The sequence below is a fragment of the Pseudoxanthomonas spadix BD-a59 genome (assembly GCF_000233915.3).
Classification (GTDB): Bacteria; Pseudomonadota; Gammaproteobacteria; order Xanthomonadales; family Xanthomonadaceae; genus Pseudoxanthomonas_A; species Pseudoxanthomonas_A spadix.
The window spans coordinates 962,677-984,522 of the sequence record NC_016147.2; the positions used below are offsets into that span (position 1 = coordinate 962,677).

The 21,846-nt window shown below is 68.4% G+C and carries 25 protein-coding genes; 14 read left to right on the top strand and 11 right to left on the bottom strand.

What is annotated here, in order from left to right; genetic code table 11:
• Nucleotides 1–38 precede the first annotated feature (38 nt).
• Entirely contained in the window at nucleotides 39–863 is an 825-nt protein-coding gene (gene mazG, locus DSC_RS04245; RefSeq protein WP_014159897.1) for a nucleoside triphosphate pyrophosphohydrolase, read from the top strand.
• Nucleotides 864–979: 116 nt separating this feature from the next.
• Nucleotides 980–1,282, top strand: a complete 303-nt coding sequence (locus DSC_RS04250) for an Mpo1-like protein (protein WP_014159898.1) — start codon at nucleotides 980–982, stop codon at nucleotides 1,280–1,282.
• Nucleotides 1,283–1,289: 7 nt separating this feature from the next.
• Here DSC_RS04250 and DSC_RS04255 read toward each other — a convergent pair whose 3' ends face one another.
• Nucleotides 1,290–1,649, bottom strand: a complete 360-nt coding sequence (locus DSC_RS04255; RefSeq protein ID WP_014159899.1) for a DMT family protein — start codon at nucleotides 1,647–1,649, stop codon at nucleotides 1,290–1,292.
• A 189-nt stretch (nucleotides 1,650–1,838) separates the two neighbouring features.
• Between DSC_RS04255 and DSC_RS04260 the strand changes: the two genes are divergently transcribed.
• The 3 genes from DSC_RS04260 (at nucleotide 1,839) to DSC_RS04270 (ending at nucleotide 4,900) form a co-directional block, all read left to right on the top strand.
• Nucleotides 1,839–2,540, top strand: a complete 702-nt coding sequence (locus tag DSC_RS04260) for a response regulator transcription factor (protein WP_014159900.1) — start codon at nucleotides 1,839–1,841, stop codon at nucleotides 2,538–2,540.
• A 65-nt stretch (nucleotides 2,541–2,605) separates the two neighbouring features.
• Entirely contained in the window at nucleotides 2,606–3,871 is a 1,266-nt protein-coding gene (locus DSC_RS04265; protein WP_014159901.1) for a sensor histidine kinase, read from the top strand.
• Between the two features lie 87 nt (nucleotides 3,872–3,958).
• Nucleotides 3,959–4,900 carry an isoaspartyl peptidase/L-asparaginase family protein gene (locus DSC_RS04270; protein WP_043290399.1) on the top strand — a complete coding sequence of 314 codons (942 nt, stop codon included), beginning with the start codon at nucleotides 3,959–3,961 and terminating at the stop codon, nucleotides 4,898–4,900.
• Nucleotides 4,901–4,910: 10 nt separating this feature from the next.
• Here the strand turns inward: DSC_RS04270 and DSC_RS04275 are convergent, their stop codons facing one another.
• Nucleotides 4,911–5,669, bottom strand: coding sequence for an SGNH/GDSL hydrolase family protein (locus DSC_RS04275; RefSeq protein WP_043290400.1), 759 nt, complete (start codon nucleotides 5,667–5,669; stop codon nucleotides 4,911–4,913).
• A 186-nt stretch (nucleotides 5,670–5,855) separates the two neighbouring features.
• On the opposite strand from DSC_RS04275, the gene DSC_RS04280 reads away from it, so the two are divergent.
• From DSC_RS04280 to DSC_RS04320, 9 genes are all read left to right on the top strand, one after another.
• The gene (locus tag DSC_RS04280) at nucleotides 5,856–6,260 is read left to right on the top strand and encodes a diacylglycerol kinase (protein ID WP_043290944.1); all 405 of its coding nucleotides are present in this window, start codon (nucleotides 5,856–5,858) and stop codon (nucleotides 6,258–6,260) included.
• 14 nt (nucleotides 6,261–6,274) lie between these two features.
• Nucleotides 6,275–7,024 (top strand): TerC family protein, encoded by a 750-nt coding sequence (locus DSC_RS04285; RefSeq protein ID WP_014159905.1) that lies wholly within the window; start codon nucleotides 6,275–6,277, stop codon nucleotides 7,022–7,024.
• Nucleotides 7,025–7,127: 103 nt separating this feature from the next.
• A complete protein-coding gene (locus DSC_RS04290; RefSeq protein ID WP_014159906.1) occupies nucleotides 7,128–7,775 on the top strand; it encodes a LemA family protein in 648 nt (215 codons plus the stop codon).
• A gap of 18 nt (nucleotides 7,776–7,793) precedes the next feature.
• Entirely contained in the window at nucleotides 7,794–8,690 is an 897-nt protein-coding gene (locus tag DSC_RS04295; protein WP_014159907.1) for a TPM domain-containing protein, read from the top strand.
• Entirely contained in the window at nucleotides 8,690–9,181 is a 492-nt protein-coding gene (locus DSC_RS04300; protein ID WP_014159908.1) for a TPM domain-containing protein, read from the top strand. Before DSC_RS04295 ends, DSC_RS04300 begins: the two co-directional genes overlap by 1 nt.
• Before the next feature lie 228 nt (nucleotides 9,182–9,409).
• On the top strand, nucleotides 9,410–9,985 hold the full coding sequence (locus DSC_RS04305; protein ID WP_014159909.1) for a hypothetical protein: 576 nt from the start codon (nucleotides 9,410–9,412) through the stop codon (nucleotides 9,983–9,985).
• A 275-nt stretch (nucleotides 9,986–10,260) separates the two neighbouring features.
• Nucleotides 10,261–11,160 carry a prolipoprotein diacylglyceryl transferase gene (gene lgt, locus DSC_RS04310; RefSeq protein WP_014159910.1) on the top strand — a complete coding sequence of 300 codons (900 nt, stop codon included), beginning with the start codon at nucleotides 10,261–10,263 and terminating at the stop codon, nucleotides 11,158–11,160.
• The gene (locus DSC_RS04315; protein WP_014159911.1) at nucleotides 11,160–11,954 is read left to right on the top strand and encodes a thymidylate synthase; all 795 of its coding nucleotides are present in this window, start codon (nucleotides 11,160–11,162) and stop codon (nucleotides 11,952–11,954) included. Before lgt ends, DSC_RS04315 begins: the two co-directional genes overlap by 1 nt.
• 3 nt (nucleotides 11,955–11,957) lie before the next feature.
• Nucleotides 11,958–12,455 (top strand): dihydrofolate reductase, encoded by a 498-nt coding sequence (locus tag DSC_RS04320; RefSeq protein ID WP_014159912.1) that lies wholly within the window; start codon nucleotides 11,958–11,960, stop codon nucleotides 12,453–12,455.
• A gap of 3 nt (nucleotides 12,456–12,458) precedes the next feature.
• On the opposite strand, the gene DSC_RS04325 is transcribed toward DSC_RS04320, so the two are convergent.
• The 9 genes from DSC_RS04325 to DSC_RS04365 form a co-directional block, all read right to left on the bottom strand.
• Nucleotides 12,459–13,316, bottom strand: a complete 858-nt coding sequence (locus tag DSC_RS04325; RefSeq protein ID WP_014159913.1) for a symmetrical bis(5'-nucleosyl)-tetraphosphatase — start codon at nucleotides 13,314–13,316, stop codon at nucleotides 12,459–12,461.
• A gap of 12 nt (nucleotides 13,317–13,328) precedes the next feature.
• Nucleotides 13,329–13,709: a Co2+/Mg2+ efflux protein ApaG gene (apaG, locus tag DSC_RS04330; RefSeq protein ID WP_014159914.1), complete on the bottom strand. Its 381-nt coding sequence runs from the start codon at nucleotides 13,707–13,709 to the stop codon at nucleotides 13,329–13,331.
• A 23-nt stretch (nucleotides 13,710–13,732) separates the two neighbouring features.
• Nucleotides 13,733–14,545, bottom strand: a complete 813-nt coding sequence (gene rsmA / locus DSC_RS04335; RefSeq protein ID WP_014159915.1) for a 16S rRNA (adenine(1518)-N(6)/adenine(1519)-N(6))-dimethyltransferase RsmA — start codon at nucleotides 14,543–14,545, stop codon at nucleotides 13,733–13,735.
• Nucleotides 14,546–14,641: 96 nt separating this feature from the next.
• The gene (gene pdxA, locus DSC_RS04340; protein WP_014159916.1) at nucleotides 14,642–15,616 is read right to left on the bottom strand and encodes a 4-hydroxythreonine-4-phosphate dehydrogenase PdxA; all 975 of its coding nucleotides are present in this window, start codon (nucleotides 15,614–15,616) and stop codon (nucleotides 14,642–14,644) included.
• 12 nt (nucleotides 15,617–15,628) lie between these two features.
• Nucleotides 15,629–17,062 (bottom strand): peptidylprolyl isomerase, encoded by a 1,434-nt coding sequence (locus tag DSC_RS04345; RefSeq protein ID WP_014159917.1) that lies wholly within the window; start codon nucleotides 17,060–17,062, stop codon nucleotides 15,629–15,631.
• A gap of 8 nt (nucleotides 17,063–17,070) precedes the next feature.
• Nucleotides 17,071–19,482 (bottom strand): LPS assembly protein LptD, encoded by a 2,412-nt coding sequence (lptD, locus tag DSC_RS04350; RefSeq protein WP_014159918.1) that lies wholly within the window; start codon nucleotides 19,480–19,482, stop codon nucleotides 17,071–17,073.
• Nucleotides 19,483–19,608: 126 nt separating this feature from the next.
• A complete protein-coding gene (locus DSC_RS04355) occupies nucleotides 19,609–20,517 on the bottom strand; it encodes a histone deacetylase family protein (protein ID WP_014159919.1) in 909 nt (302 codons plus the stop codon).
• The gene (locus DSC_RS04360) at nucleotides 20,514–21,077 is read right to left on the bottom strand and encodes a cob(I)yrinic acid a,c-diamide adenosyltransferase (RefSeq protein WP_014159920.1); all 564 of its coding nucleotides are present in this window, start codon (nucleotides 21,075–21,077) and stop codon (nucleotides 20,514–20,516) included. The genes DSC_RS04355 and DSC_RS04360 overlap by 4 nt, the downstream gene beginning before the upstream one ends.
• 20 nt (nucleotides 21,078–21,097) lie before the next feature.
• Nucleotides 21,098–21,718, bottom strand: a complete 621-nt coding sequence (locus tag DSC_RS04365) for a hypothetical protein (protein ID WP_014159921.1) — start codon at nucleotides 21,716–21,718, stop codon at nucleotides 21,098–21,100.
• Nucleotides 21,719–21,846 lie beyond the last annotated feature (128 nt).

Consider the following 21,846-nt stretch of genomic DNA (forward strand, 5'->3'; position numbering starts at 1 on the left):
GGCCGCGCACGTGCCACACATCGCAACGAGGTGATCCAATGACCGCGCCCGGCACGCAGATCCAGCGCCTGCTGGCGATCATGGCCCAGCTGCGCAATCCCGACGGCGGCTGCCCGTGGGACCTGGCGCAGGATTTTTCCAGCATTGCCCCGTACACGATCGAAGAGGCCTACGAAGTGGCCGATGCGATCGACCGTGGCGACCTGGACGATCTGAAGGACGAACTGGGTGACCTGCTGCTGCAGGTGGTGTTCCACGCGCAGATGGCTTCCGAGCAGGGTGCGTTCGGCTTCGATGACGTGGTCAGGGCGATCAGCGACAAGCTGCTGCGCCGGCATCCGCATGTGTTTGCGCAGGCCCGGGCCGACGATGCCAATGCCGTGGTCCAGAACTGGGATGCGATCAAGCGCCAGGAACGCGCCGACAAGGGCCACACCGATGCCTCCGCGCTGGCCGGCATCTCGCGTGGCATGCCCGAGTGGCAGCGCGCGGCCAAGCTGCAGGCGCGCGCTGCCCGGGCAGGATTCGACTGGCCGGATCCTGCGCCGGTGATCGCCAAGCTGCACGAGGAGATCGCCGAGGTCCAAGTGGAACTGGCCCGCGCCGGCGACGACCCGCTGCGCGCTGCGCGCCTGCAGGACGAGATCGGTGACCTGTTGTTCGTGTGCATCCATCTGGCGCGCAAGGCGCAGGTCGATGCCGGCAGCGCGCTGCGGCAGGCCAATGCCAAGTTCGAGCGCCGCTTCCGGGCGATGGAAGCGATCGCGCACGGCCAGGGCACCACGCTGCACGCGCTGGATCTTGCGGCGCACGAAGCGCTGTGGGCGCAGGCCAAGCAGGCCGAAGGCGAGCCGGAGCCATGACCGGGTCCGCCGCTGTTCCCGGCCATCGCCCCGGCCGGATCCTGCGCCGCAGCGCAGCGTGACCACATGGGGCCGCCGGCGGGAGACTTGCGCCATCGCCGCAGCCTGACGATCCCATGCGCCGGTTCGCCTCCTTTCGCCAGTTCTACCCGTTCTACCTGGACGAGCACCGCCATTGCACCTCGCGGCGGCTGCATTTCCTGGGCAGTTGTGGCGTGTTGTGCCTGCTGGCCGCGGCGTTGGGGACCGGGCACTGGGGGTTTGCCGTCGCCGCCGTGGCGTGCGGCTACGGCTTTGCCTGGGTCGGTCATTTCTTCTTCGAGAAGAACCGCCCGGCGACCTTTCGCCATCCGCTGTATTCGCTGATGGGCGACTGGGTGATGTTCGTCGACATCCTGCGCGGACGGGTGCGGATCTGATCCGGGATCAGCCCGCAGGCTTGGCGTCGGGCTGGTAGAACATCAGGAACGAGGCGCCGACGATCAACGCAAACGCCGCGTAATGGTTCCACTTCAGCGGCTGGCCCAGGAACCAGGCCGAGAACCCGGCGAAGATCACCAGCGTGATCACCTCCTGGATGGTTTTGAGCTGCACCACCGAGTACACCGCGCTGCCCATGCGGTTGGCTGGCACCTGCAGGCTGTATTCGAAGAAGGCGATGCCCCAGCTGGCCAGGATGGTGATCAGCAGCGGCGCGCTCTTGTGCTTGAGGTGTCCGTACCAGGCAAAGGTCATGAAGACGTTGGAGCCGACCAGCATCAGGATCGGCAGGACACGGTCAAGCATGGGGCGCACTCGCGGGCATGTGGAGCGGCGAGTCTGGTCAGGGCCGCAGCGCGATGACGTGCAGGGCCGATGCCGGGTGAGCCGTGTCCTCCCTGGAGCCGACAAATGGCGCAACCCTTCACGCGTCCTGCACTGGGCGGCCGATAGCTTCACAAACCTGAAGTCTGGACGTCTGCGGAGAGTGACAACATGCGGCATGCACAGGAAACCTCGGGTCTGGTGTTGGTGGTCGAAGACAACCGCAACATCTCCGAAATGATCGGCGAATACCTGGAAGGCAAGGGGTTTGAGGTCGATTACGCATCCGATGGCCTGGATGGCTATCGCCTGGCCACCGAGAACAGCTACGACGTGCTGGTCCTGGACCTGATGCTGCCGCGCATGGATGGCCTGGAAGTCTGTCGCCGGCTGCGCAGCGAAGCGCGCAAGTCCACCCCGGTGCTGATGCTGACCGCGCGCGACACCCTGGACGACAAGCTCAGTGGCCTGGGCACCGGCGCCGACGACTACCTCACCAAGCCCTTCGCCATCCAGGAACTGGAAGCGCGCCTGCGCGCCCTGATCCGACGCGAGCGCCGCCAGGTGGGTTCGGAAGTGCTCAAGGTCGCCGACCTGGTGCTGGATCCGGTGAGCATGCGCGTGACCCGTGGCGGCACCGAGCTGATGCTCTCGCCGATCGGCCTGCGCCTGCTGACCATCCTGATGCGTGAATCGCCGCGCGTGGTCACCCGCCAGGAGATCGAGCGCGAGATCTGGGGCAATGGCCTGCCTGACTCGGACACCCTGCGCAGCCACCTGTACAACCTGCGCAAGGTGATCGACAAGCCGTTCGACAAGCCCCTGCTGCACACCGTGCAGAGCGCCGGCTACCGCGTCGCAGACATTGCCTGACCCGATGCGCGCGCGCAGCATTGCGCGCGCATCGGGTCCTGGCCTGAAGGCTCGTTGCTCACCTCGTGCCGCACGGACTTCCCAGAAACATCCGGATTGCCTTCATCCTGAGGCTGGCACTGGCCAGCCTTGCGGTGATCGCAACGGTGCTCATCGCCTCCACGGTGGTCAAGCACAGCCTGATCCATACCCTGCTGCAGGAGGAGGCGCTCCACTACTGGGAGCTCTACGCCAGCTCGCCTGCGCAGCCGCCGCCGAACACCCGCGGCCTGCGCGGCTACCTGGTCCTGCGCGGCCAGTCGGAACTGAGCCTGCCCGAGGAACTGCGCGGGCTTGGGCCAGGCCTGCACAGCATCGGCCGCGAGCTGGTGCTGGTGGACGAACGCGCCCCGGGCCGGCTGTATCTGTTGTGGCTGGGACCCCAGGCCGAACGGCTGTTCTTCTGGTCGGGCACGCTGCCGCTGCTGCTGTGCCTGGCGGTGCTGTATGGCGCCTCCTACATCACCTATCGCTTCTTCCGCAGGCTGGTCTCGCCGGTGTCGTGGCTGGCCCGGCAGGTCGCGCAGTGGGACCCGCGCGAGCCCGATACCTCGGCCCTGGCGCCGGACAGGCTGCCCAAGGAGGTGCAGGGCGAGGCCCGCCAGCTGGCCGAGGCGCTGCACGGGCTTTCCCAGCGCGTGGCCACCCAGGTGGCGCGCGAACGCGACTTCACCCGCGATGCCAGCCATGAACTGCGCACGCCGCTGACCGTCATCCGGGTGGCCAGTGACCTGGCCCTGGCCGGCGACCTGCCGCCGCGCGCGGTGCGTTCGCTGCAGCGCATCCAGCGCTCCAGCCGCGAGATGGAGGCGGTGATCGACGCCTTCCTGATCCTGGCGCGCGAGGCCGACATCGAGCCGCAGAGCGAGGACTTCGACGTGGCCGAGATCGTCCTGGACGAGGCGCAAAGCGCGCGCGACCTGCTGGTCGGCAAGCCGGTCGAGCTGACCGTGGTCTGCAATGCCAAGCCGCGCCTGCACGCGCCGCCGCGGGTGATGCATGTGGTGGTCAGCAATCTGCTGCGCAATGCCTGCAGCTATACCGACGAAGGCCGGATCGAGGTCACCGTCGACAGCGACCAGTTGGTGGTGCGCGACAGCGGCATCGGCATGACCACCGATGCGATGCGGCGCGCGTTCGAGCCGTTCTATCGGGTGGACGAGTCGCGCCAGCACAGCACCGGACTGGGGCTGTCCATCGTCCATCGCCTGTGCCAGCGCTTCGGCTGGAAGGTCGAACTGGACAGCGTGCTGGGGCAGGGCACCACGGCCACGGTGCGCTTCGTTCCCTGAGCTTCCCCCGATCCAGGCCGCAGGGCGTGGATCGGGCCGAATCGCTATGCTGCGCGCCTGTTTTCCTCGCGCCAGCGGTGCACTGCGATGTCCCAACCCGTGCCTTGCTTCGTCCTGGTCCTCCATGGCGGCGCCGGGGTGATCGAGCGCGACCGGCTTTCGGTTGAGGAAGGCGCGCGGATCCATGCCGATCTGGAGGCCGCGCTGGCCACGGGCGAAGGCATCCTGGCCGCGGCCGGCAGCGCCCTGGATGCGGTGCAGGCCGTGGTGGTGGCGCTGGAGGAGTCGCCGCGCTTCAACGCCGGCAAGGGCGCGGTCTACACCGCCGACGGCGCGCACGAGCTGGATGCTTCGCTGATGGAAGGCCACAGCCGGCGTGCCGGCGCGGTGGCCGGCGTGCGCACGGTGCGCAACCCGATCGCGCTGGCCCGGGCGGTGATGGACCATTCGCCGCACGTGCTGCTGGTCGGTGCCGGTGCGGAGCGTTTCGCCGATACCCAGCCGCAGATCGCGCGGGTGGACAACGCCTGGTTCGATACCCGCACCCGTCACGCACAGCTTCTGCAGGAACAGGCGCGCGAGCGTCAGGCACAGGCGGTGAGCCTGAAAGGCGCGTATTTCGGCACGGTTGGCGCGGTGGCGCTGGACCTGCATGGCCATCTGGCTGCGGCTACCTCCACCGGCGGCATGACCAACAAGCGCTACGGGCGGGTGGGGGATTCGCCGCTGATCGGCGCCGGCACCTGGGCCGATGCGCGCGTGGCCGTGTCGGGCACCGGCTGGGGCGAATGCTTCATCCGCTGCGCGGTGGCCCACGACATCGCCGCGCGCATGGCCTATGGCGGGGCCTGCCTGGAGGAGGCCGCCGAGGCGGTGGTGATGCAGGCGGTGCCGGCGCTGGGCGGCGACGGCGGCGCGATCGCGGTCGATGTGCAGGGCAACATCGCCATGCCGTTCAACACCGCGGGCATGTACCGCGGCTGGATCGCGCGCGATGGCAGCCGCGGTACGGCGATCTTCGGCGCCTGAACATCGCCGATCAGTGCGGCCCGGTGCTGACGTAGGGCTGCAGCAGCTCGGCCCACAGCGCATAGCCCTCGGGCTTCATGTGCAGCATGTCCGGTTCGAACAGTTCGGCGCGCGGCTGGCCGTCGGCGCCGAGCATCGGGGTGAACACATCCACATAGTGCACGTCCTTCAGCTGCGCCGCGCGCCGGGCGATCTGCGCGTTGGCCTGGCCGATCCTGGGCAGCAACCCGGCCCGCGACGGGCTGGGCTTGATCGAGATGTACACCACCGGCACGTCCGGCAGGTCCTGGCGGATGCGGGCGATGAAGGCGAAGGTGTCCTGGACCACCTGGTGCACGCTGCGGCCGCTGTTGAGGTCGTTGTCGCCGGCGTAGAGCACCACCATGCGCGGCTTGTACGGCACCACGATGCGATCGGCGTAGTAGGTGCTGTCGCGTACTTCCGAGCCGCCGAAGCCGCGGTTGATCACCGCCGTTCCGGGGAAATCCTGTGCCAGCGTGGTCCACCTGCGGATTGAAGAGCTGCCGATGAACAGCACCGCATCGCGCGGCGGCGGATGGGCGGCATCCTGCGCGGCGAAATCCTCCATGTCCCTGGCCCACTGTGCACTGGAAACCGCGCCGCTGGCCACCTCGGGCGGCACCGCAGGCGATGCCTGGGTGGACTGCGGCGGCGCAGGCGCTGTCGATGACACCGGCGCCTGCGCGCAGCCACCAAGTCCGAGCGCGAGCACTGCGATGGCCAGCAGACAACGCAATTGCACACCCATCCTCCACCTCCCAGTCCCGAACGCGGCGCTCAGTGAATCAGCCCGCGCCGCAGCAGGCAAGGCGGCCTGGATGCCGGGGTGTGGCAAAATTGCGGTTCATCTGTCCGGTCGTGCGCCCATGCTTCCCGATTGTTCCAACTCGACGGTCTGCCTGCCGGTCGCTCCGCGCTGGGCCAGGAGCTGACCGTGGCCGACACCTATGGCCATGCGCCGCGCGGCCCTGCGCGTCTACTCAAGGCGGCCAGGTGGTCCTGGCAGGGCCTGTGCGCGGCCTGGATGCACGAATCCTCGTTTCGCCTGGAAGTGGTGCTGCTGGTGATCCTGGCGCCGATCGGCCTGTGGCTGGGCGGCGATGGCGTGGAGCGCGCGCTGCTGGTCGGCTCGCTGCTGCTGGTGCTGGGGGTGGAGCTGCTCAATTCGGCCGTGGAGGCGGTGATCGAACGCTACGGCGCCGAGTTCCATGCGCTGGCCGGACGCGCCAAGGACATGGGCTCGGCCGCGGTGCTGATGATGATGCTCAACGTCTTGGCATGCTGGGGCCTGATCCTGGGGCCACGGCTGTACCTGTATCTGTCCCCCCCTTCGCTCTAGGACGCACCTGCCGCATGAACCTTGAATTCCTCGCCGACCCCAACGCCTGGCTGACGCTGCTGACGCTCAGCACCCTGGAGATCGTGCTGGGCATCGACAACCTGGTGTTCATCTCCATCGCCGTCAGTCGCCTGCCCGAGGCCCAGCGTCCGGGCGCGCGCAAGCTGGGCATCGCGGTGGCCTGCATCACGCGCATCGCGCTGCTGGTGTCGCTGGCCTACCTCTCGCGCATGAGCGAGGACCTGTTCACCGTGGCCGGCATGGGGATTTCCATCCGCGACCTGATCCTGATCCTGGGCGGGGTGTTCCTGGCGGTGAAAGGGGTCCGGGAAATCAACGACCTGATCACCGGCGGCGAGGACGCCGATCCGACCACCACATCGGCCTCATCGGTATTGGGCCTGGTGATCCTGCAGATCGCGATCATCGATATCGTGTTCTCACTGGACTCGGTGATCACCGCGGTCGGCTTCGCCAAGGACATCCCGATCATGGTCGCGGCCATCTTGGCGGCGGTGGCGGTGATGCTGCTGGCGGCCAATCCGCTGGGCCGCTTCATCGATGCCAACCCGAGCGTGAAGATGCTGGCCCTGGCCTTCATCGTGCTGGTCGGCGTGGTGCTGGTCATGGACGGCCTGGGAATCCATGTGACCAAGGCCTATGTGTACTTCGCGATGGGCTTCTCGGCGGTGGTGGAAATCCTGAACCTGCTGATGCGCCGGCGCGCCGCGCGTCACCACATTCCCGGAGCCGGGCGGTTCTAAAAATCAGAGCCGGGCTCAACGGTTTCTTAATGCGCGCCTGCTCATAGTGCCGGGCGTTGCAGCCGTCCCCGGCTGCCGTCCCCCGATCAGGAGAGAGTGCACCATGCGGATCGCCATCCGTTCGTCGTTGTTGCTTGTGGTGTTCGCGCTGCTGGCTGGCTGCGGCTACAACACGATCCAGCAGAAGGAGCAGGCGGTGAAGGCCGCCTGGTCCGAAGTGCTCAACCAGTACCAGCGCCGCGCCGACCTGATCCCCAACCTGGTGCGCACCGTGCAGGGCTATGCCCAGCAGGAGCGCCAGGTGCTGACCGAGGTCACCAATGCCCGCGCCAGGGTCGGCCAGATCCAGGTCAACGCCGACGACCCGGCCTCGTTGCAGCAGTTTTCCCAGGCCCAGGGCGAACTGGGCAGCGCGCTCAGTCGCCTGCTGGTGGTCACCGAGAACTACCCGGATCTGAAGTCCGACCAGTCCTTTCGCGACCTGCAGGCGCAGCTGGAAGGCACCGAAAACCGGATCACCGTGGCCCGTGGCCGCTATATCCAGGCGGTGCAGGACTACAACACCTACATCCGCCAGTTTCCGCAGGCACTGACCGCCAAGCTGATCGGCGCCAAGGAGAAGCCCAACTTCTCGGTCGCCAACGAGGCCCAGATCTCGCAGGCGCCGGTCGTGGACTTCAGCCAGCCGCCAGCCCGGCCGCAGCAGGCGCCTGCACCACAGAACCCGCCGCAGCCGGCGCCGGTCCAGTAACCGGCTGCCGCGCGCCCGATGAAACCGCTGCTGCGCCTGTGCGCGTTGCTGCTGTGGCTGCTGGCCTGGCCGGTCTTGGCCCAGGACGCGGCGATCCCGCCCCTGGACTCGCCGGTGATCGATACCACCGGCACCCTGGACCCGGCCCAGGCCGCCCAGCTGCGCCAGCAGGCGCTGGAGCTGCAGCAGCGCAAGGGCGCCCAGCTGCAGATCCTGATGGTCCCCAGCACCCAGCCGGAGACCATCGAGCAGTACACCCAGCGCGTGTTCGACCAGTGGAAGCTGGGCCGCAAGGGGGTGGACGATGCGGTGCTGGTGGTGGTGGCCAAGGAGGATCGGCGGGTGCGCATCCAGCCCGGTTACGGGCTGGAAGGTGCGATCCCCGACGCCATCGCCAACCGCCTGATCCAGGAATACATGACCCCGTACTTCCGTCAGAACGACTACGGCGGCGGCCTGATCGAGGCCACCGCGCAACTGGTCAGGCTGATCGACGGCGAAGCCCTGCCCGCACCGCAGAGTACCCATGCCCCTGCGGGTGGCCGCGGCGGTGGCGACTGGATTTTCGGGCTGATGGCCGGCCTGGTCGTGGCCTACATGGTCCGCAGCGTGCTCGGCGTCCTGCCCCGGCCGATCCGGGCGGTGGCCGGCGGCATCGCCGGCGGGGCGGTGGCCTGGCTGTTTTCCTCGCTGCTGCTGATCGGCGGGCTGGCCGGGATGGTCGGCTTGCTGATCGGGCTGTTCGGTGGCGGCGGCGGGCGCTTTGCCGGGCCGGGCGGGTTCGGCGGCTGGGGCGGAGGCGGGTTTGGTGGCGGCTGGGGCGGCGGCTTCGGCGGTGGTGGTGGCTTTGGCGGCGGTGGCTGGAGCGGCGGCGGTGGGTCTTCGGGAGGCGGTGGCGCCTCGGGGAGCTGGTGATGCGCTGGCTTCGCCATCTGTTTGCCCCGTCCGTGCAGCGGCTGTTTCCGCCGCAAAGCCTGCAGCGCATCGCCGCGGCCATCGCCGAGGGCGAGCGCCAGCACAGCGGCGAGGTGATGTTCGCGGTCGAGTCGGCGCTGGCACCGGGCGCCCTGTGGGCCGGCGTGCAGGCCCGGCAGGCGGCCGAGGCCGCCTTCGCCCGGCTGCGCACCTGGGACACGCAGGCCAACAACGGCGTGCTGATCTACCTGCTGCTGGCCGACCACCGCATCGAGATCGTGGCCGACCGCGGCCTGACTGGAAAGGTGGCGCCGGAGGAGTGGCAGGCGGTATGTGCCCAGGTGGAGGCCGGCATGCGCCAGGGTCAGCCGGAGGCGGCGGTGATCGCCGGTATCCGCGCCGCTTCGGCGCTGCTGGCGCGCAGCTTTCCGGCACGGCCAGGCGATCCCGGGCGCAACGAATTGCCGGATCTGCCGCAGGTCCTGGAGTAGTTCCGGGCCGCTTGGCAGTGCGACCTGCAACACAGAAAGTCGCGTGCCACCGCGCAGGTTCATCACACATCCTTCACTGGCACGCCGGGATGGGGCATCATCTGGCGACTCTTCCGTGGGCATGGCACAGGCCATGCCGGGGAGGAGGCAAGGGCGCAGCCGCGCCCGGCCCCCGCATCGGCGAGCTGCCGATGCGCCTTCCCGCGCCTCGCCAGGACCTGCCCGATCATGCATCCCGCCATTGCCGACACCCTGTCCCGCCTGCCGTTGCTGTACAGCCAGGCCTTGCGCCCGCGGCAGCGGGCGTTGGCCGTCGCGGCGCTCGCCTCCAGCGCGCTGGTGGCGGTGGGCTGCAACCCGCTGGCCGCGGTCGCGCTGGTGCTGACCTGGTTTGAATACCTGTGCCAGCAGCGCTGGACGATGGCTGGCGAGAACCCCCGTGCCACCCTGGCGCGGGCACTGGCCTGCGTGGCCTTTGCCTGGCTCAGCACTGCCGAGGGCATGGGCGATGCGGCCTGGGGGCTGGGCGCCTTCATCCTGGTGCAGACCGTGCTGGCCCTGCGCGGCACGCTGAAGCTGCGCGCGACCTTCCTGCGCGATGTGGCCCAGGCCAGTGCGTCGGTGCCGGCCCACGAGCTGATGCGCGCCTGCCGCAACGACCGCACGCTGGTCGAATCCTGGCTGGCCGGCGAAGCGCATCTGGCCGTGCAGGCCGAAGCGGCGTTGCAGGCCGCCGGCCTGCGCCTGTTCCGCCTGCGCTCGCCGGCGCCGGTGGTGGGTGAGGGCGAAGGCTCGGCCCGCTAGCAGTCTGTCGGACTTTGGTCGGCCGGGCTGCGAATCCGCCTGTGCGGTCCATCTTTCCGCCGCTTCTTGGCCCATAGCACCACTATGGGCCGGCGAACCGTCGAAAATCTGACCTCGCACAGCCGAATTCTCGCCTCGACCACCAAAGCCCGACAGGCTGCTAGGCCTGCCGGCGCCGCACGCCGGGCCGCGTGGCAGGCTTGTGGCGCCGATCATGCGGGGGCCGCCCGGGTGCGGCAGAATGGCGGCTGATTTCGCTGCAAGACGCCCAACGCATGATCCTTCTGCACCAGTTCGACCCCATCGCCTTCTCGATCGGCCCGGTCGATGTGCACTGGTATGGCATCGCCTACGCGCTGTCCTTCTTCGCCGCCTGGTTCCTGGGCCGCGGCCGGATCCTGGCCGGGCGCCTGCCGGGCGTGACCCAGGAGCATTTTTCCGACCTGGCCTTCTACGCGATGCTCGGCGTGGTGCTGGGCGGACGCCTGGGCTACATCCTGTTCTACGACCTGCCGGTGTACCTGGACAGCCCGCTGAAGGTGTTCAAGGTGTGGGAAGGTGGCATGAGCTTCCACGGCGGCCTGCTCGGCGTGCTGGTGGCCGCCTGGCTGTGGTCGCGCCGGCATCGCCTGCATTTCTTTGACACCATGGATTTCGTCGCACCGCTGGTGCCGGCCGGGCTGGGCCTGGGGCGGCTGGCCAACTACGTCAACGGCGAGCTCTGGGGCAAGCACACCGGCAGCGGCTGGGGGGTGATCTTCCCCGGCACCGATCCGGAGGTGATCAACCTGCGCCTGGACCAGGCGCAACTGCAGGCCCGGTACGCGGCAGGCGCGCTGGACCGCTACGCCCGCCATCCCTCGCAGCTGTATGAGGCGCTGCTGGAAGGGCTGGTGATGTTCTTGGTGCTGTGGACCTATTCGGCCAGGCCGCGCGCGCGCTATGCGGTCTCGGGCCTGTTCGCGCTGCTCTATGGCGTGTTCCGCTTCATCGTCGAGTTCGTGCGGGTGCCCGACCAGCAGCTGGAATACCTGGCGCTGGGCTGGGTCACCATGGGCCAGCTGCTGAGCCTGCCGCTGGTCGCGCTGGGCCTGTTCCTGCTGTGGCGCTCGCGCCGCGCACCGGTGCTGCTGCCGGTGCTGCCGGCCGCCGACACGCCTGCCCAGGCCCGCTGATGCGCCAGTATCTGGACCTGCTGCAGCACGTACTGGAACACGGCGCCGAAAAAGCCGACCGCACCGGCACCGGCACGCGCAGCGTGTTCGGCTGGCAGATGCGTTTCGACCTGAACCAGGGCTTTCCGCTGGTCACCACCAAGAAGCTGCATCTGCGCTCGATCATCCACGAGCTGCTGTGGTTCCTGAAGGGCCAGACCAACATCGCTTACCTGAAGGACAACAAGGTCAGCATCTGGGACGCGTGGGCCGATGCGGACGGCGAGCTTGGCCCGGTCTATGGCAAGCAGTGGCGCAGCTGGGAAGGTGCCAACGGCCAGACCATCGACCAGATGCAGTGGCTGGTGGAGGAGATCAGGCGCAACCCCGATTCGCGCCGGCTGGTGATCAGTGCCTGGAACGTGGCCGAGCTGCCGCAGATGGCGCTGCTGCCGTGCCACTGCCTGTTCCAGTTCTACGTGGTCCACGGCAGGCTCAGCTGCCAGCTGTACCAGCGCAGCGGCGACATCTTCCTGGGCGTGCCGTTTAACATCGCAAGTTACGCGCTGCTGACCCACATGCTGGCGCAGGCGACCGGCCTGGGCGTGGGCGATTTCGTGCATACCCTGGGCGATGCGCATTTGTACGCGAACCACTTCGACCAGGCGCGTGAGCAGCTTACCCGGGCACCGCGTGCCTTGCCCAGGCTGCATCTGAATCCGGACGTGACCGACCTGTTCGGCTTCACCTTCGAAGACATCGAAATCCACGGCTACGATCCGGCGCCGGCGATCAGGGCGCCGGTGGCGGTCTGAGCGGTGCGGATCTCGCTGATCGCCGCGCTGGACCGCAACCACGCCATCGGCCGCGACAACCGGCTGCCCTGGCGCCTGCCCGATGACCTCAGGCGCTTCAAGGCACTCACCCTGGGCAAGCCGGTGCTGATGGGACGCAAGACCGCCCAGTCGCTGGGGCGGGCACTGCCGGGGCGCCTGAACCTGGTGCTCACGCGCAGCGGCCAGGTGCCGTTCGAGGGCATGGTCGCGGTGGCCTCGATCGAACAGGCGATCGCGCAGGCGCAGGCGCAGTCAGCGGACGAGCTGTGCGTGATCGGCGGCGGCCAGGTCTACGCGCAGTTGCTGGCCCGGGCCGATGCGCTGCACCTGACCCGGGTGGACACCGTGGTCGAGGGCGCCGATGCGTTCTTCCCGGCATTCGATCCACACGACTGGGTGGTGAGCGCGCGCCAGCGGCATCCGGCCGACCCGGGCCACGCATTGGCGTTTGAATTCATCGACTACACCCGCGAGGGCTGAGCTTCAGGCGCGTCGCTGCTGCTGGGAGGTGGCGATGATCACCGCATCGTTGCCGGGCACCTGCACCAGGCGGACTTCGTCAGTATCCAGCTGCAGCGCGGTGAGCTTGCCGCCCCAGACCGCGCCGGTGTCGATGGCATGCACACCGTGGCCGATCATCAGGCCCAGCGTGGACCAGTGGCCGCAGACGATCCTGAGTTCGCGCGGCTCGTGCCCCGGCACATCGAACCAGGGGTACAGGCCCTGCGCCTGGGTGCCGGGGGCGCCCTTGTCCTCCATCGCGATGCGACCGCGCGGGGTGCAGAAGCGCATGCGGGTGAGCACGTTGATGATCGCCCGCCAGCGGTCCGGGCCGGCCAGCCCGGTGGACCAGTTGGGCTTGTCGCCGTACATGCTGCGCATCAGCCTGTCGAAGCCGGGGCCGCGCAGCTGCGCTTCCACTTCGCGCGCATAACCTTCGGCCGCCGCGCAGGTCCAGCGCGGGGCCAGGCCGGCATGGACCATCATCCAGCCCAGTTCGCGTTCCACATGCACCAGCTCACGGTGGCGCAGCCATTCCAGCAGTGTGTCGCGGTCGTGCGCCTGCACGATGCGGCCCAGGTCCGGGTTGACCTTGCGCTGTTCGGTTTCGCTGCGTGCGCCGATGGCCAGCAGTGACAGGTCGTGGTTGCCCAGCACCACCTCGCAATGATCGCGCAGCGAATGCACCAGGCGCAGCGTCTCCAGCGACTGGCCACCACGGTTGACCAGGTCGCCGCAGAACCACACCCGATCGCGCGCAGGATCGAACCTGATCTTCTCGAGCAACCTGGCGGTGGCGTCGTAACAGCCCTGCAGGTCGCCGATGGCCCAGACGGTCATCGCGTGCGCCGATCAGTGCAGCGTGCGCGGCACCGACAGCGCGAACGGCGCGATCGGGGCATCGAAGTGGGTGCCGTCGTCGGCGACCATGTCGTAACTGCCGCGCATGGTGCCGTGGTCGGTCTGCAGCACCGCACCGGAGGTGTACCTGAACTGCTCACCGGGACGCAGCCGCGGCTGTTCGCCGACCACGCCTTCGCCATGAACCTCTTCGACCTTGCCGTTGCCGTCGGTGATGACCCAACGACGCCCGACCAGGCGGACCGGCTTGGTGCCGCGGTTGCGGATCACGATGGTGTAGGCGAAGACGTACTGGCCGCTCTCTGGTTCGGAGCGTTCTTCCAGGAAACGCGTGGCCACATCGACATCAATGGCGTAATCGGTGGTGCTCATGGTTGCCAGTGTATTTCAAACGTTCAAGGCTGTTGGACCGGATCGCCCCAGGGAAGGTTCGCCAGCGTGATGAAATCGGCCACCTGGACCTGTTCGGCGCGTGCATCGGGGCCAATGCCGGCCGCTTCGATCATCTCGGTGGTGCAGACGCCAGACAGCGCATTGCGCAGGGTCTTGCGGCGCTGGCCGAAGGCCGCGCGCACGACCGCCTGCAGCCGCCCCGGATCGCGCACGCCGATGCGCGCGGGGTCCTTGGGCACCATCCGCACCACGGCCGAGTCGACCTTGGGCGGCGGCCGGAACGCACCCGGCGGCACCACCAGCAGCGGCGTCACCTCGCAATAGGCCTGCAGCATCACGCTCAGCCGGCCGTAGACCTTGCTGCCGGGGCCGGCGGCCATGCGATCGACCACTTCCTTCTGCAGCATGAAGTGCATGTCGGTGATCGCCGCGGCGTGGCCCAGCGCGTGGAACAGGATCGGCGAGGACAGGTTGTAGGGCAGGTTGCCGACCAGGCGCAGTTGCCGGCCGGCGGCCAGCTCGGTGAAATCCACCGCCAGCACGTCGCGGTGGAGGATGGTCAGCGCGCCGATGCCGCGCGCGGCTTCGGTCAGCGGCGCGATCAGGTCGCGGTCGAACTCGATCGCGGTCAGCGCGCCGTGCCTGCGCAGCAGCGGGAAGGTAATGGCGCCCTGGCCTGGCCCGATTTCCACCAGCATCTCGCCGGGCCTTGGATCCACGGCCAGGACGATGTCGTCGATGGTGCGGCGGTCGTGCAGGAAGTGCTGGCCGAGCGATTTCTTGGCCGGTGCGTGGAAAGCGGGGGAAGCAGTCATCGTGACAGTTTACCCGCTGCGGAGCGGGCGTCCTGGAGCCACGGCCCCGGCCTGAGGATGCGCTTGCCGGCCGGCGCGACCTGAGTGCCGCGCTGCTCAGGCGCCCCGGCGCGCGGCCATGGCCGCGCAGCTGCGCACCGCGGCCAGCAGGCTGGACGGATCGGCCAGGCCCTTGCCGGCCAGGGCCAGGGCGGTGCCGTGGTCGACCGCAACGCGCGGATAGGGCAGGCCCAGGGTCAGGTTCACCGCCTGCTCGAAGCCGCTGTACTTGAGCACCGGCAGGCCCTGGTCGTGGTACATGGCCAGGACTGCGTCGAAGCCGGCCAGCTTGCCCGGCAAAAACGCCGTATCGGCCGGCAGCGGGCCGATCAGGATGTGGCCTTGGGCCCGCAGCGCATCCAGCACCGGGATGATCAGGTCCAGTTCCTCGCGGCCCAGGTGGCCGTCCTCGCCCGCATGCGGGTTCAGGCCCAGCACGCACAGGCGCGGGCTGGCGATGCCGAAATCGCGCCGCAGCGCGGCCATGGTGGTGTTCACCGCGTGGCGCAGGACGTGTTCGGTGATCGCATCGGGCACCGCGCGCAGCGGCAGGTGGGTGGTGACCAGGGCCACCCGGACGATCGGGTTGGCCAGCATCATCACCACCTCGCAGCCGGCATGCCGGGCCAGCAGTTCGGTGGTGCCGGTGTAGGCGATGCCGCCCTCGTTGATGACCGCCTTGTGCACCGGTCCGGTGACCATGCCGGCAAAATGCCCGGCCAGGCAGCCATCGGCGGCCCGGGTCAAGGCGCCGATCACGGCCGCTGCGTTGCGTGGATCGGGCAGGCCAAAGCGCGAGGGCACGGCGTTGGGCACGGCGACCAGTGGCAGGTCTCCCGGCGCCGCGGCGCTTGCGCCGGAATCGAGCAGGTTCAGCGGCAGGCCAAGGGCCTGGGCGGCGGCCTGGAGCACGACTGGATCGGCAAAGGCGACCAGGCGGCAATCCTGCCGCGGCGTCTGCACCAGGCGCACGCACAGCTCCGGCCCGATCCCGGCCGGCTCACCCGGAACCAGTGCCAGCAACGGGCCCATCGAGCGCAGGCCTTACGGCATCTGACTGGACGAGGCCGAGCCGGGCTGGCCCTCGCCAATGCCGTCGCGGCGCTTGTTGCCGGCCTTGGCCGCTTCCTCGGCAGCGCCCGGGGCGCTCATCACGGTATCGGGGGTGGCGCTGTCGATGGTGGAATTGCCAGTGCGGAAACTGACATAGGCCTCGCCGCGCAGTTCCAGCAGGTAGCGGTTGTATTCCTCTTCCAGCTTGCGACGGCCGATGGTGTCACGCACCTGGGCGCGCCTGTTCTGCTCGGTCACGTCGGTCTGGCGGGCAGCGACGCGCTGGACGATGTGCCAGCCGGCCTCGGTGCGGAACGGCTCGCTGACCTGGCCGTCCTGCAGGGCGGTCAGGCGCTGGCCGAAGTCCGGGCCGAACTGATCGGCGGTGAACCAGCCCAGGTCGCCGCCGTCGTTCTTGGTGTTGGCGTCCTCGGAGGCTTCCTTGGCCACGGTGACGAAGTCGGCGCCGCCAGCGAGGCGCGCGCGCAGAGTATCGATCTTGGCCTTGGCGGCGTTGGCGTCCTGCACGTCGGTCACCCGTACCAGGATGTGGCGGGCGTGGTATTCGGTGGCCATCTGGCTGGGGGCCTGCGAGGCGTCGCGGGTTTCCACCAGTTTGAGCAGCTGGAAGCCGGACGGGCCGCGGATCGGGCCGACAATCTGGCCGGCCTGCATGCCCTTGAGGATATCGGAGAAGGCCACCGGGATCTCATCGGCGCTGCGCCAGCCCAGGTCGCCGCCTTCCAGCGCGTTGGGGCTGTCCGAGTAGCGGACTGCAGCAGCGGCGAAGTCCATCTCGTTGCGCTCCAGCAGGCCCTTGATGCCTTCGACCTTCTTCTGCGCGGTCGCGATCTGGTCGGCGGTGGCGCCCTCGGGCAGGCCGACCAGGATGTGCGCCAGGTGGTACTGCATGCCGTCGCTCTGGGCTTTCAGGGCGGCATCGACCTCGGCTTCGCTGACCCGGACGCGGCTTTGGCCATAGCTCTGGCGCAGGCGCTGGACGGTGATCTCATCCTTGAGCGAAGCACGGAATTCGTCAAAGGACAGGCCTTCGGCAGCCAGGCGTTGCTGCAGCCCGGCCACGGTGGTGTTGTTCTGCTGGGCCACGCTGGCCACGGCGGCGTTGACTTCCTCGTCAGTGACGCGGATGCCGTTCTCGTTGGCGCGGCCAACCTGCAGCTTGACCAGGACCAGGCGCTCAAGCACCTGACGGCGGAGCACGTCCGGCGGCGGCAGCTGGCCGGGGTTGTTGGCGTACTGGGCGTTGACGTTGGCCACGGCGCGGTCCAGCTCGCTCTGCAGGATCACATCCTCGTTGACCACCGCGGCGATGCCGTCCAGGGGCTGGGATTCCTGCGCATGCAGGGGCGCGGCAATGGCGAAAGCGGCCAGCAGGCCGGCGGCGAACAGCGATCGAATGGTCATGGGAGTCTTCAGAACGGAGCGGAGCTGGTCTCGTCGCTGTCATCCACGTTCGGCGCGGTGACGCTGGGCGGTACCAGGTAGAGGTCGTCTCGGTAATAGCCGAGGATACTACGGCGCAGGTTTTTGTCGGTGTCCTTGCCTATCGACGACAGCCCCTTGAGCACGAATTCGACCTGGAGCTGGTTGTCCTGGTCGCCCTCTCGGTTGCGCACGTAATGGCGGCCGACCAGGCGCACGGCCAGGCAGCAACTGTCCCACTGCACGCCGGCAATGGCTTCTAGGGTCTTGTTGTCCTGGAAGGAATAGTAGTAGCGGCCAACCAGGCTCCAGACCGGGTTGATCGGGTACAGGAAGGAGAAATCGGCCTGCTTGAGCACGTCGCGGCGGTAGCGGTAGGACAGGTTGACCACCCCGTCGCTGCCGATCAGGTAGCGCGAGCGGAAGCTGATCAGGTCGGCGCGGCTGTTGTTGGCGTCGTACTGGTAGGACGCACCCAGGGTCCAGCGATCACTGGGCATGTAATTGGAATCGGCCACCCAGGCCGACTTGCCATTCCTGATCGGCTCCTGGCTGCTGTCCAGGACCACGTTGGAATCCTCGAAGTACAGGATCTGGCCCAGGCTGACGTTGAACTTCTCCAGACCATCGGTCTGGCGGATGCTGCGGCTGGTCAGGGCCAGGGTCAGCTGGTTGGCGTCGGTCTGGCGGTCGGCACTGGAGAAGCGGTTGTCGCGGAACAGCTGGCCGTAGCTGAAGGTCATCATGCGGGTGTCGAACAACGGCAGGTTGCTCTGCTCGCGATACGGCACGTTGAGGTAGTACAGGCGCGGCTCGAGGGTCTGCAGGAATGGGGTTCCGCCCCAGCTGGTGTCGCGGTCGAAGTACAGGCCCGCGTCCAGGGTCGCGATCGGGGTGGAGCGGGTCGGGCTGCGCTCGCCGCCCAGCTGGTCGGCCAGGTCCTTGTCCAGTTCGTAGGCGGTATAGCGATAGGCCAGGCCCGGCTCGACGAACCATGACGGGCCGCGCAGCGGGATGGACACGTAGGGCTTGATGTCGAGCCGGCTGCCACCGTCCTTGTCGCTGTGTTCGAAGCGGGTCAGCTCGGTGTTCATGCCCACGTTGAGCCAATCCAGGATCGGGCGGTCGTACCTGAAGGACAGCCGCGGCAGGGCATCGTAGGGCAGGGTCTCCTCGCTGATGGTGTAGTCGGACAGCTGATAGGTCTGGGCCTCGGCGCGGGCGCTCCAGTAGCGGGACCGGCCGTACAGGCCCGCAGTGTTGGTCAGGACCGAATAGCGCACGCCATCGCCACTGGAAATGCCGCCGTTGTCCTCCAGGTAGCGCGAGTCGCTGATCCAGGAATAATCCGCGCGCGCCTGCCAGCTGCTGTCCAGGTCGTGGTGGCCGCGAAAGCGGAAGAAACCGCGATTCTTGTCCTGCAGCGGGTCGCCGTAGATGTCTTCGTCGCCACTGCCCGGCAGGGCATTGGCGTAATCGTCGGCGCGCTCGCGGACCAGGTCGTCGCTGGACATCCAGGCGCCTTCGAGCTTGCCTTCGCCGCCGTGGTACAGGTAGCGGAACTCGCCGCCAAGCAGGATGCCGCGGCTACTCATGTAGCGCGGATAGAGTGTGGCGTCATAGTTGGGCGCCAGGTTCAGGTAGATCGGCTGCTCGTAGTCGAAGCCGTTCTTGCCCGAAAGGCCCACGCTGGGGTACAGCAGGCCGGTCTGGCGGCGGTCGTCGATCGGGAACCTGAACCAGGGCGCGTACAGCACCGGCACCTTGCCGATGCGCACGGTGGCGTGGTGGGCGGTGGCAAAACCCTCGTCGGTGTTGATGTCGATTTCCCTGGCGCGCAGGTACCAGCGGTGCCAGGCCGGGTCGTGCGGGTCGCAGGTGGTGTAGGTCGAGCCCAGCAGCTGGCCTTCGGGGCCGGCCATGTGGATGCTGTCGGCGATGCCGTTGCCGCGCCGGGCCATCAGCTGGTACTGGACCTGCTCGATGTTGTGCGTGTCCTGGTCCTGGTTGCCGCTGGCGCGCTTGGCGATCACGCGGATGCCCGCGTCCTGATAGCGCACGTTGCCGTCGGCGGTGTAGGTGCCCTGTTCCTGGTCCAGGCGCAGGTTGTCGGCCCTGAGGAACTGGTCGCCCCGGGTCAGCACCACGTCACCCTGGTAGGTGGTGGTGCTGCTGGTGCCTTCCTGTCTGTCGCCGAAAATCTCGGTGGGCAGCAGCTGGATCTGCTGGCGCCGGGCGGCCTGATCCTGGGGCGCGACCGCGGCAGGTGCGCCGTCGAAGGCCGGAATCGGGTCCTCCACCGGGCACAGCGCGTAGCTGACGGGTTTTTCGTCCGCGGCCCAGGCCGGCAGGGCCAGGGCAATACTGAACGGAATGGGCAGCAGGCGGAGGGCTCGACGCACGCGTGGGGGAGTCCGGATAAAAACGGCCGTTAGATTGCCGTATCGGCGTGCGGGGGGCAATGAAAACGCCGCGGCAACGGCCGGCTCGGGTTCATGCGCCTGTCGGACCGATCCGCGCGCTGGGCATCAGCGCAGCTGGGCCACGTGCGCGACACTGCATTCGCGCAGGGCCTCCAGGTCGTAGCCGCCCTCCAGGGCCGAGACGATGCGCCCGCTGGCGTGGACCTGGGCGATCTGGCGCAGGCGCCCGGTGAGCCAGGCGAAGTCCTCGGTCTCCAGCATCAGGTCGGCCAACGGATCGCGCAGGTGCGCGTCGAAGCCGGCCGAGATCATCACCAGCTGCGGGCGGAAGGCCTCGATCGCCGGCAGCATCTGGTCTTCCCACAGGTTGCGGAAGTTGAAGCTGCCGCTGCCCGGCGGCAGCAGGGCATTCATCACGTTGCCGGCGCAGCGCTCGGACGGCGCGCCGCTGTAGGGGTAGAGCCCGGATTCATGGCTGCTGAAGTAGGCCACGCGCCGGTCGTGGCAGAAGATGGCCTGGGTGCCATTGCCGTGGTGGACGTCGAAATCCACCACCGCCACCCGCTCCAGCCCGTGCCGCTCCAGTGCATGGGCCGCGCCGATGGCGATGTTGTTGAGCAGGCAGAATCCCATTGCGGCATCGCCGGTGGCGTGGTGGCCCGGCGGTCGCACCGCGCAGAAGGCGGCCGGGTCGCTGCCGTTGATCACCGCATCGACCGCCGCCACCACCGCCCCGGCCGCGCGCAGGGCCGCGGCGCGCGACTCCGGACAGATCACCGTGTCCGGGTCCAGGATCCGGTAGCCGCTGAAATCCTGGTCCAGGACGGTCTCCACATGCTCTTGGCTGTGGACCAGCAGCAGGTCGCCCAGCTTGGCGACCGGCGCTTCGCGCCAGTCCAGGTCGGCGTGGTCGCGGTGCAGTGCTTCCAGCACGACTTTCAGCCGCGCCGGGCGCTCGGGGTGCTCCGGGCCGGTATCGTGGGCCAGGCAGGCCAGGTGGCTATAGATGATCATGGGCTGTGGTGGCGACGCTGGTGGTTCCACAATACCTCGCCGGCGCCGTCGGCGCGGGCCAGGACCCGGGCCAGCACGAACAGCAGGTCGGACAGGCGGTTGAGGAAGTGGATGGCCTCGGCGCGGACCGGTTCCAGCCGGGCCAGGGCCACGGTCTGGCGCTCGGCCCGGCGCACGATGGTGCGGGCCAGGTGGCAGCGCGCGGCGGCTTCGCCACCGGCTGGCAGGATGAAGTCGCGCAGCGGCGGCAGGGTGTCGTTGTAGCGGTCCAGGTGCTGTTCCAGCGCGGCCACATCTGCCGCGGTGATGGCCGCGTGGCCGGGGATGCTCAGCTCGCCGCCCAGGTCGAACAGCTGGTGCTGGAGGGTGGTCAGCAGTGCGCCGATGGCCTCATCGACCTTCGGTGCGGCCAGGATCAGGCCGATCGCCGAGTTGGCTTCGTCCACCGTGCCGTAGGCAGCCACCCGCGCCGAATCCTTGCCGGTGCGGCTGCCGTCGCCCAGCCCGGTGCTGCCGTCATCGCCGGTGCGGGTGTAGATCCTGGAGAGGCGGTTGCCCATGCGTATCCGGAAGGCTGGCCTCAGCCGGCGGCCCGCTCCTGCGGACCGGCCAGGCGCGCGACCTGCGCAAGGCCGACGTGGACGATCACGCCCAGGCCCACGTAGAGGGCGGTGCTGCGCAGGAACGGCAGGAACCAGTCGCCGTAGTTCTTCGCCCAGCCGGCCAGGCTCGGCTGGCTGACGCTATCGCTGATCCAGTAGAAGCTGCCCTGGCTGATCAGGTGGCACAGGGCGACAGAAGCCACCAGCGCCAGCCCGGCAACGAGCAGGGTGCGCTGGTCGGAAAGCTGCTGGGACAGGCGCGCGGTGAGGCTGCCGCCTGCCCACAGGACCAGATACGCAGGGACCAGACACCAGTAGGCCGCCGAAACGCAGTAGTGCGCCCAGAAATCCATGCCCTGGCCGGTGATCACTGCGTAGTCCACGCCGACGGCCAGCGCCATGAACAGCGGGAACGCCCAGCGCGACCAGCCGCGCAGGTAGAAGCCTGCCATGAAGAACACTGCCCAGGATGCATCCGGGATCGGGCCCAGGTGCGTCAACAACGCCGGCAGATGCGAGCGCGTGGCCACCATCAGGGCGGCCAGGAGCACCAGGATCGCGGCGCGCTGGCCGCTGCGGGTCGGGAGATGAGGGGTCATGTGCGGCTTATCGGGAGAAGCGAGAAGCGATTCTATCGCGGGAGTGGGAGCCGGGGCGATTTCCTTTGGCCGCCGGACGTGTCGCTTCAAAATATGGCTTGCCAGCGTGCCCATCCGTGCAGGTTGCC

Bases quoted from the DNA above. Each gene is read 5' to 3' on its own strand.
- mazG (WP_014159897.1), top strand. From the start codon at position 39: ATGACCGCGCCCGGCACGCAGATCCAGCGCCTGCTGGCGATCATGGCC.
- DSC_RS04250 (WP_014159898.1), top strand. From the start codon at position 980: ATGCGCCGGTTCGCCTCCTTTCGCCAGTTCTACCCGTTCTACCTGGAC.
- DSC_RS04255 (WP_014159899.1), bottom strand. From the start codon at position 1,649: ATGCTTGACCGTGTCCTGCCGATCCTGATGCTGGTCGGCTCCAACGTC.
- DSC_RS04260 (WP_014159900.1), top strand. From the start codon at position 1,839: ATGCGGCATGCACAGGAAACCTCGGGTCTGGTGTTGGTGGTCGAAGAC.
- DSC_RS04270 (WP_043290399.1), top strand. From the start codon at position 3,959: ATGTCCCAACCCGTGCCTTGCTTCGTCCTGGTCCTCCATGGCGGCGCC.
- DSC_RS04275 (WP_043290400.1), bottom strand. From the start codon at position 5,669: ATGGGTGTGCAATTGCGTTGTCTGCTGGCCATCGCAGTGCTCGCGCTC.
- DSC_RS04285 (WP_014159905.1), top strand. From the start codon at position 6,275: ATGAACCTTGAATTCCTCGCCGACCCCAACGCCTGGCTGACGCTGCTG.
- DSC_RS04290 (WP_014159906.1), top strand. From the start codon at position 7,128: ATGCGGATCGCCATCCGTTCGTCGTTGTTGCTTGTGGTGTTCGCGCTG.
- DSC_RS04295 (WP_014159907.1), top strand. From the start codon at position 7,794: ATGAAACCGCTGCTGCGCCTGTGCGCGTTGCTGCTGTGGCTGCTGGCC.
- DSC_RS04300 (WP_014159908.1), top strand. From the start codon at position 8,690: ATGCGCTGGCTTCGCCATCTGTTTGCCCCGTCCGTGCAGCGGCTGTTT.
- DSC_RS04305 (WP_014159909.1), top strand. From the start codon at position 9,410: ATGCATCCCGCCATTGCCGACACCCTGTCCCGCCTGCCGTTGCTGTAC.
- lgt (WP_014159910.1), top strand. From the start codon at position 10,261: ATGATCCTTCTGCACCAGTTCGACCCCATCGCCTTCTCGATCGGCCCG.
- DSC_RS04315 (WP_014159911.1), top strand. From the start codon at position 11,160: ATGCGCCAGTATCTGGACCTGCTGCAGCACGTACTGGAACACGGCGCC.
- DSC_RS04325 (WP_014159913.1), bottom strand. From the start codon at position 13,316: ATGACCGTCTGGGCCATCGGCGACCTGCAGGGCTGTTACGACGCCACC.
- apaG (WP_014159914.1), bottom strand. From the start codon at position 13,709: ATGAGCACCACCGATTACGCCATTGATGTCGATGTGGCCACGCGTTTC.
- rsmA (WP_014159915.1), bottom strand. From the start codon at position 14,545: ATGACTGCTTCCCCCGCTTTCCACGCACCGGCCAAGAAATCGCTCGGC.
- pdxA (WP_014159916.1), bottom strand. From the start codon at position 15,616: ATGGGCCCGTTGCTGGCACTGGTTCCGGGTGAGCCGGCCGGGATCGGG.
- DSC_RS04345 (WP_014159917.1), bottom strand. From the start codon at position 17,062: ATGACCATTCGATCGCTGTTCGCCGCCGGCCTGCTGGCCGCTTTCGCC.
- DSC_RS04355 (WP_014159919.1), bottom strand. From the start codon at position 20,517: ATGATCATCTATAGCCACCTGGCCTGCCTGGCCCACGATACCGGCCCG.
- DSC_RS04360 (WP_014159920.1), bottom strand. From the start codon at position 21,077: ATGGGCAACCGCCTCTCCAGGATCTACACCCGCACCGGCGATGACGGC.
- DSC_RS04365 (WP_014159921.1), bottom strand. From the start codon at position 21,718: ATGACCCCTCATCTCCCGACCCGCAGCGGCCAGCGCGCCGCGATCCTG.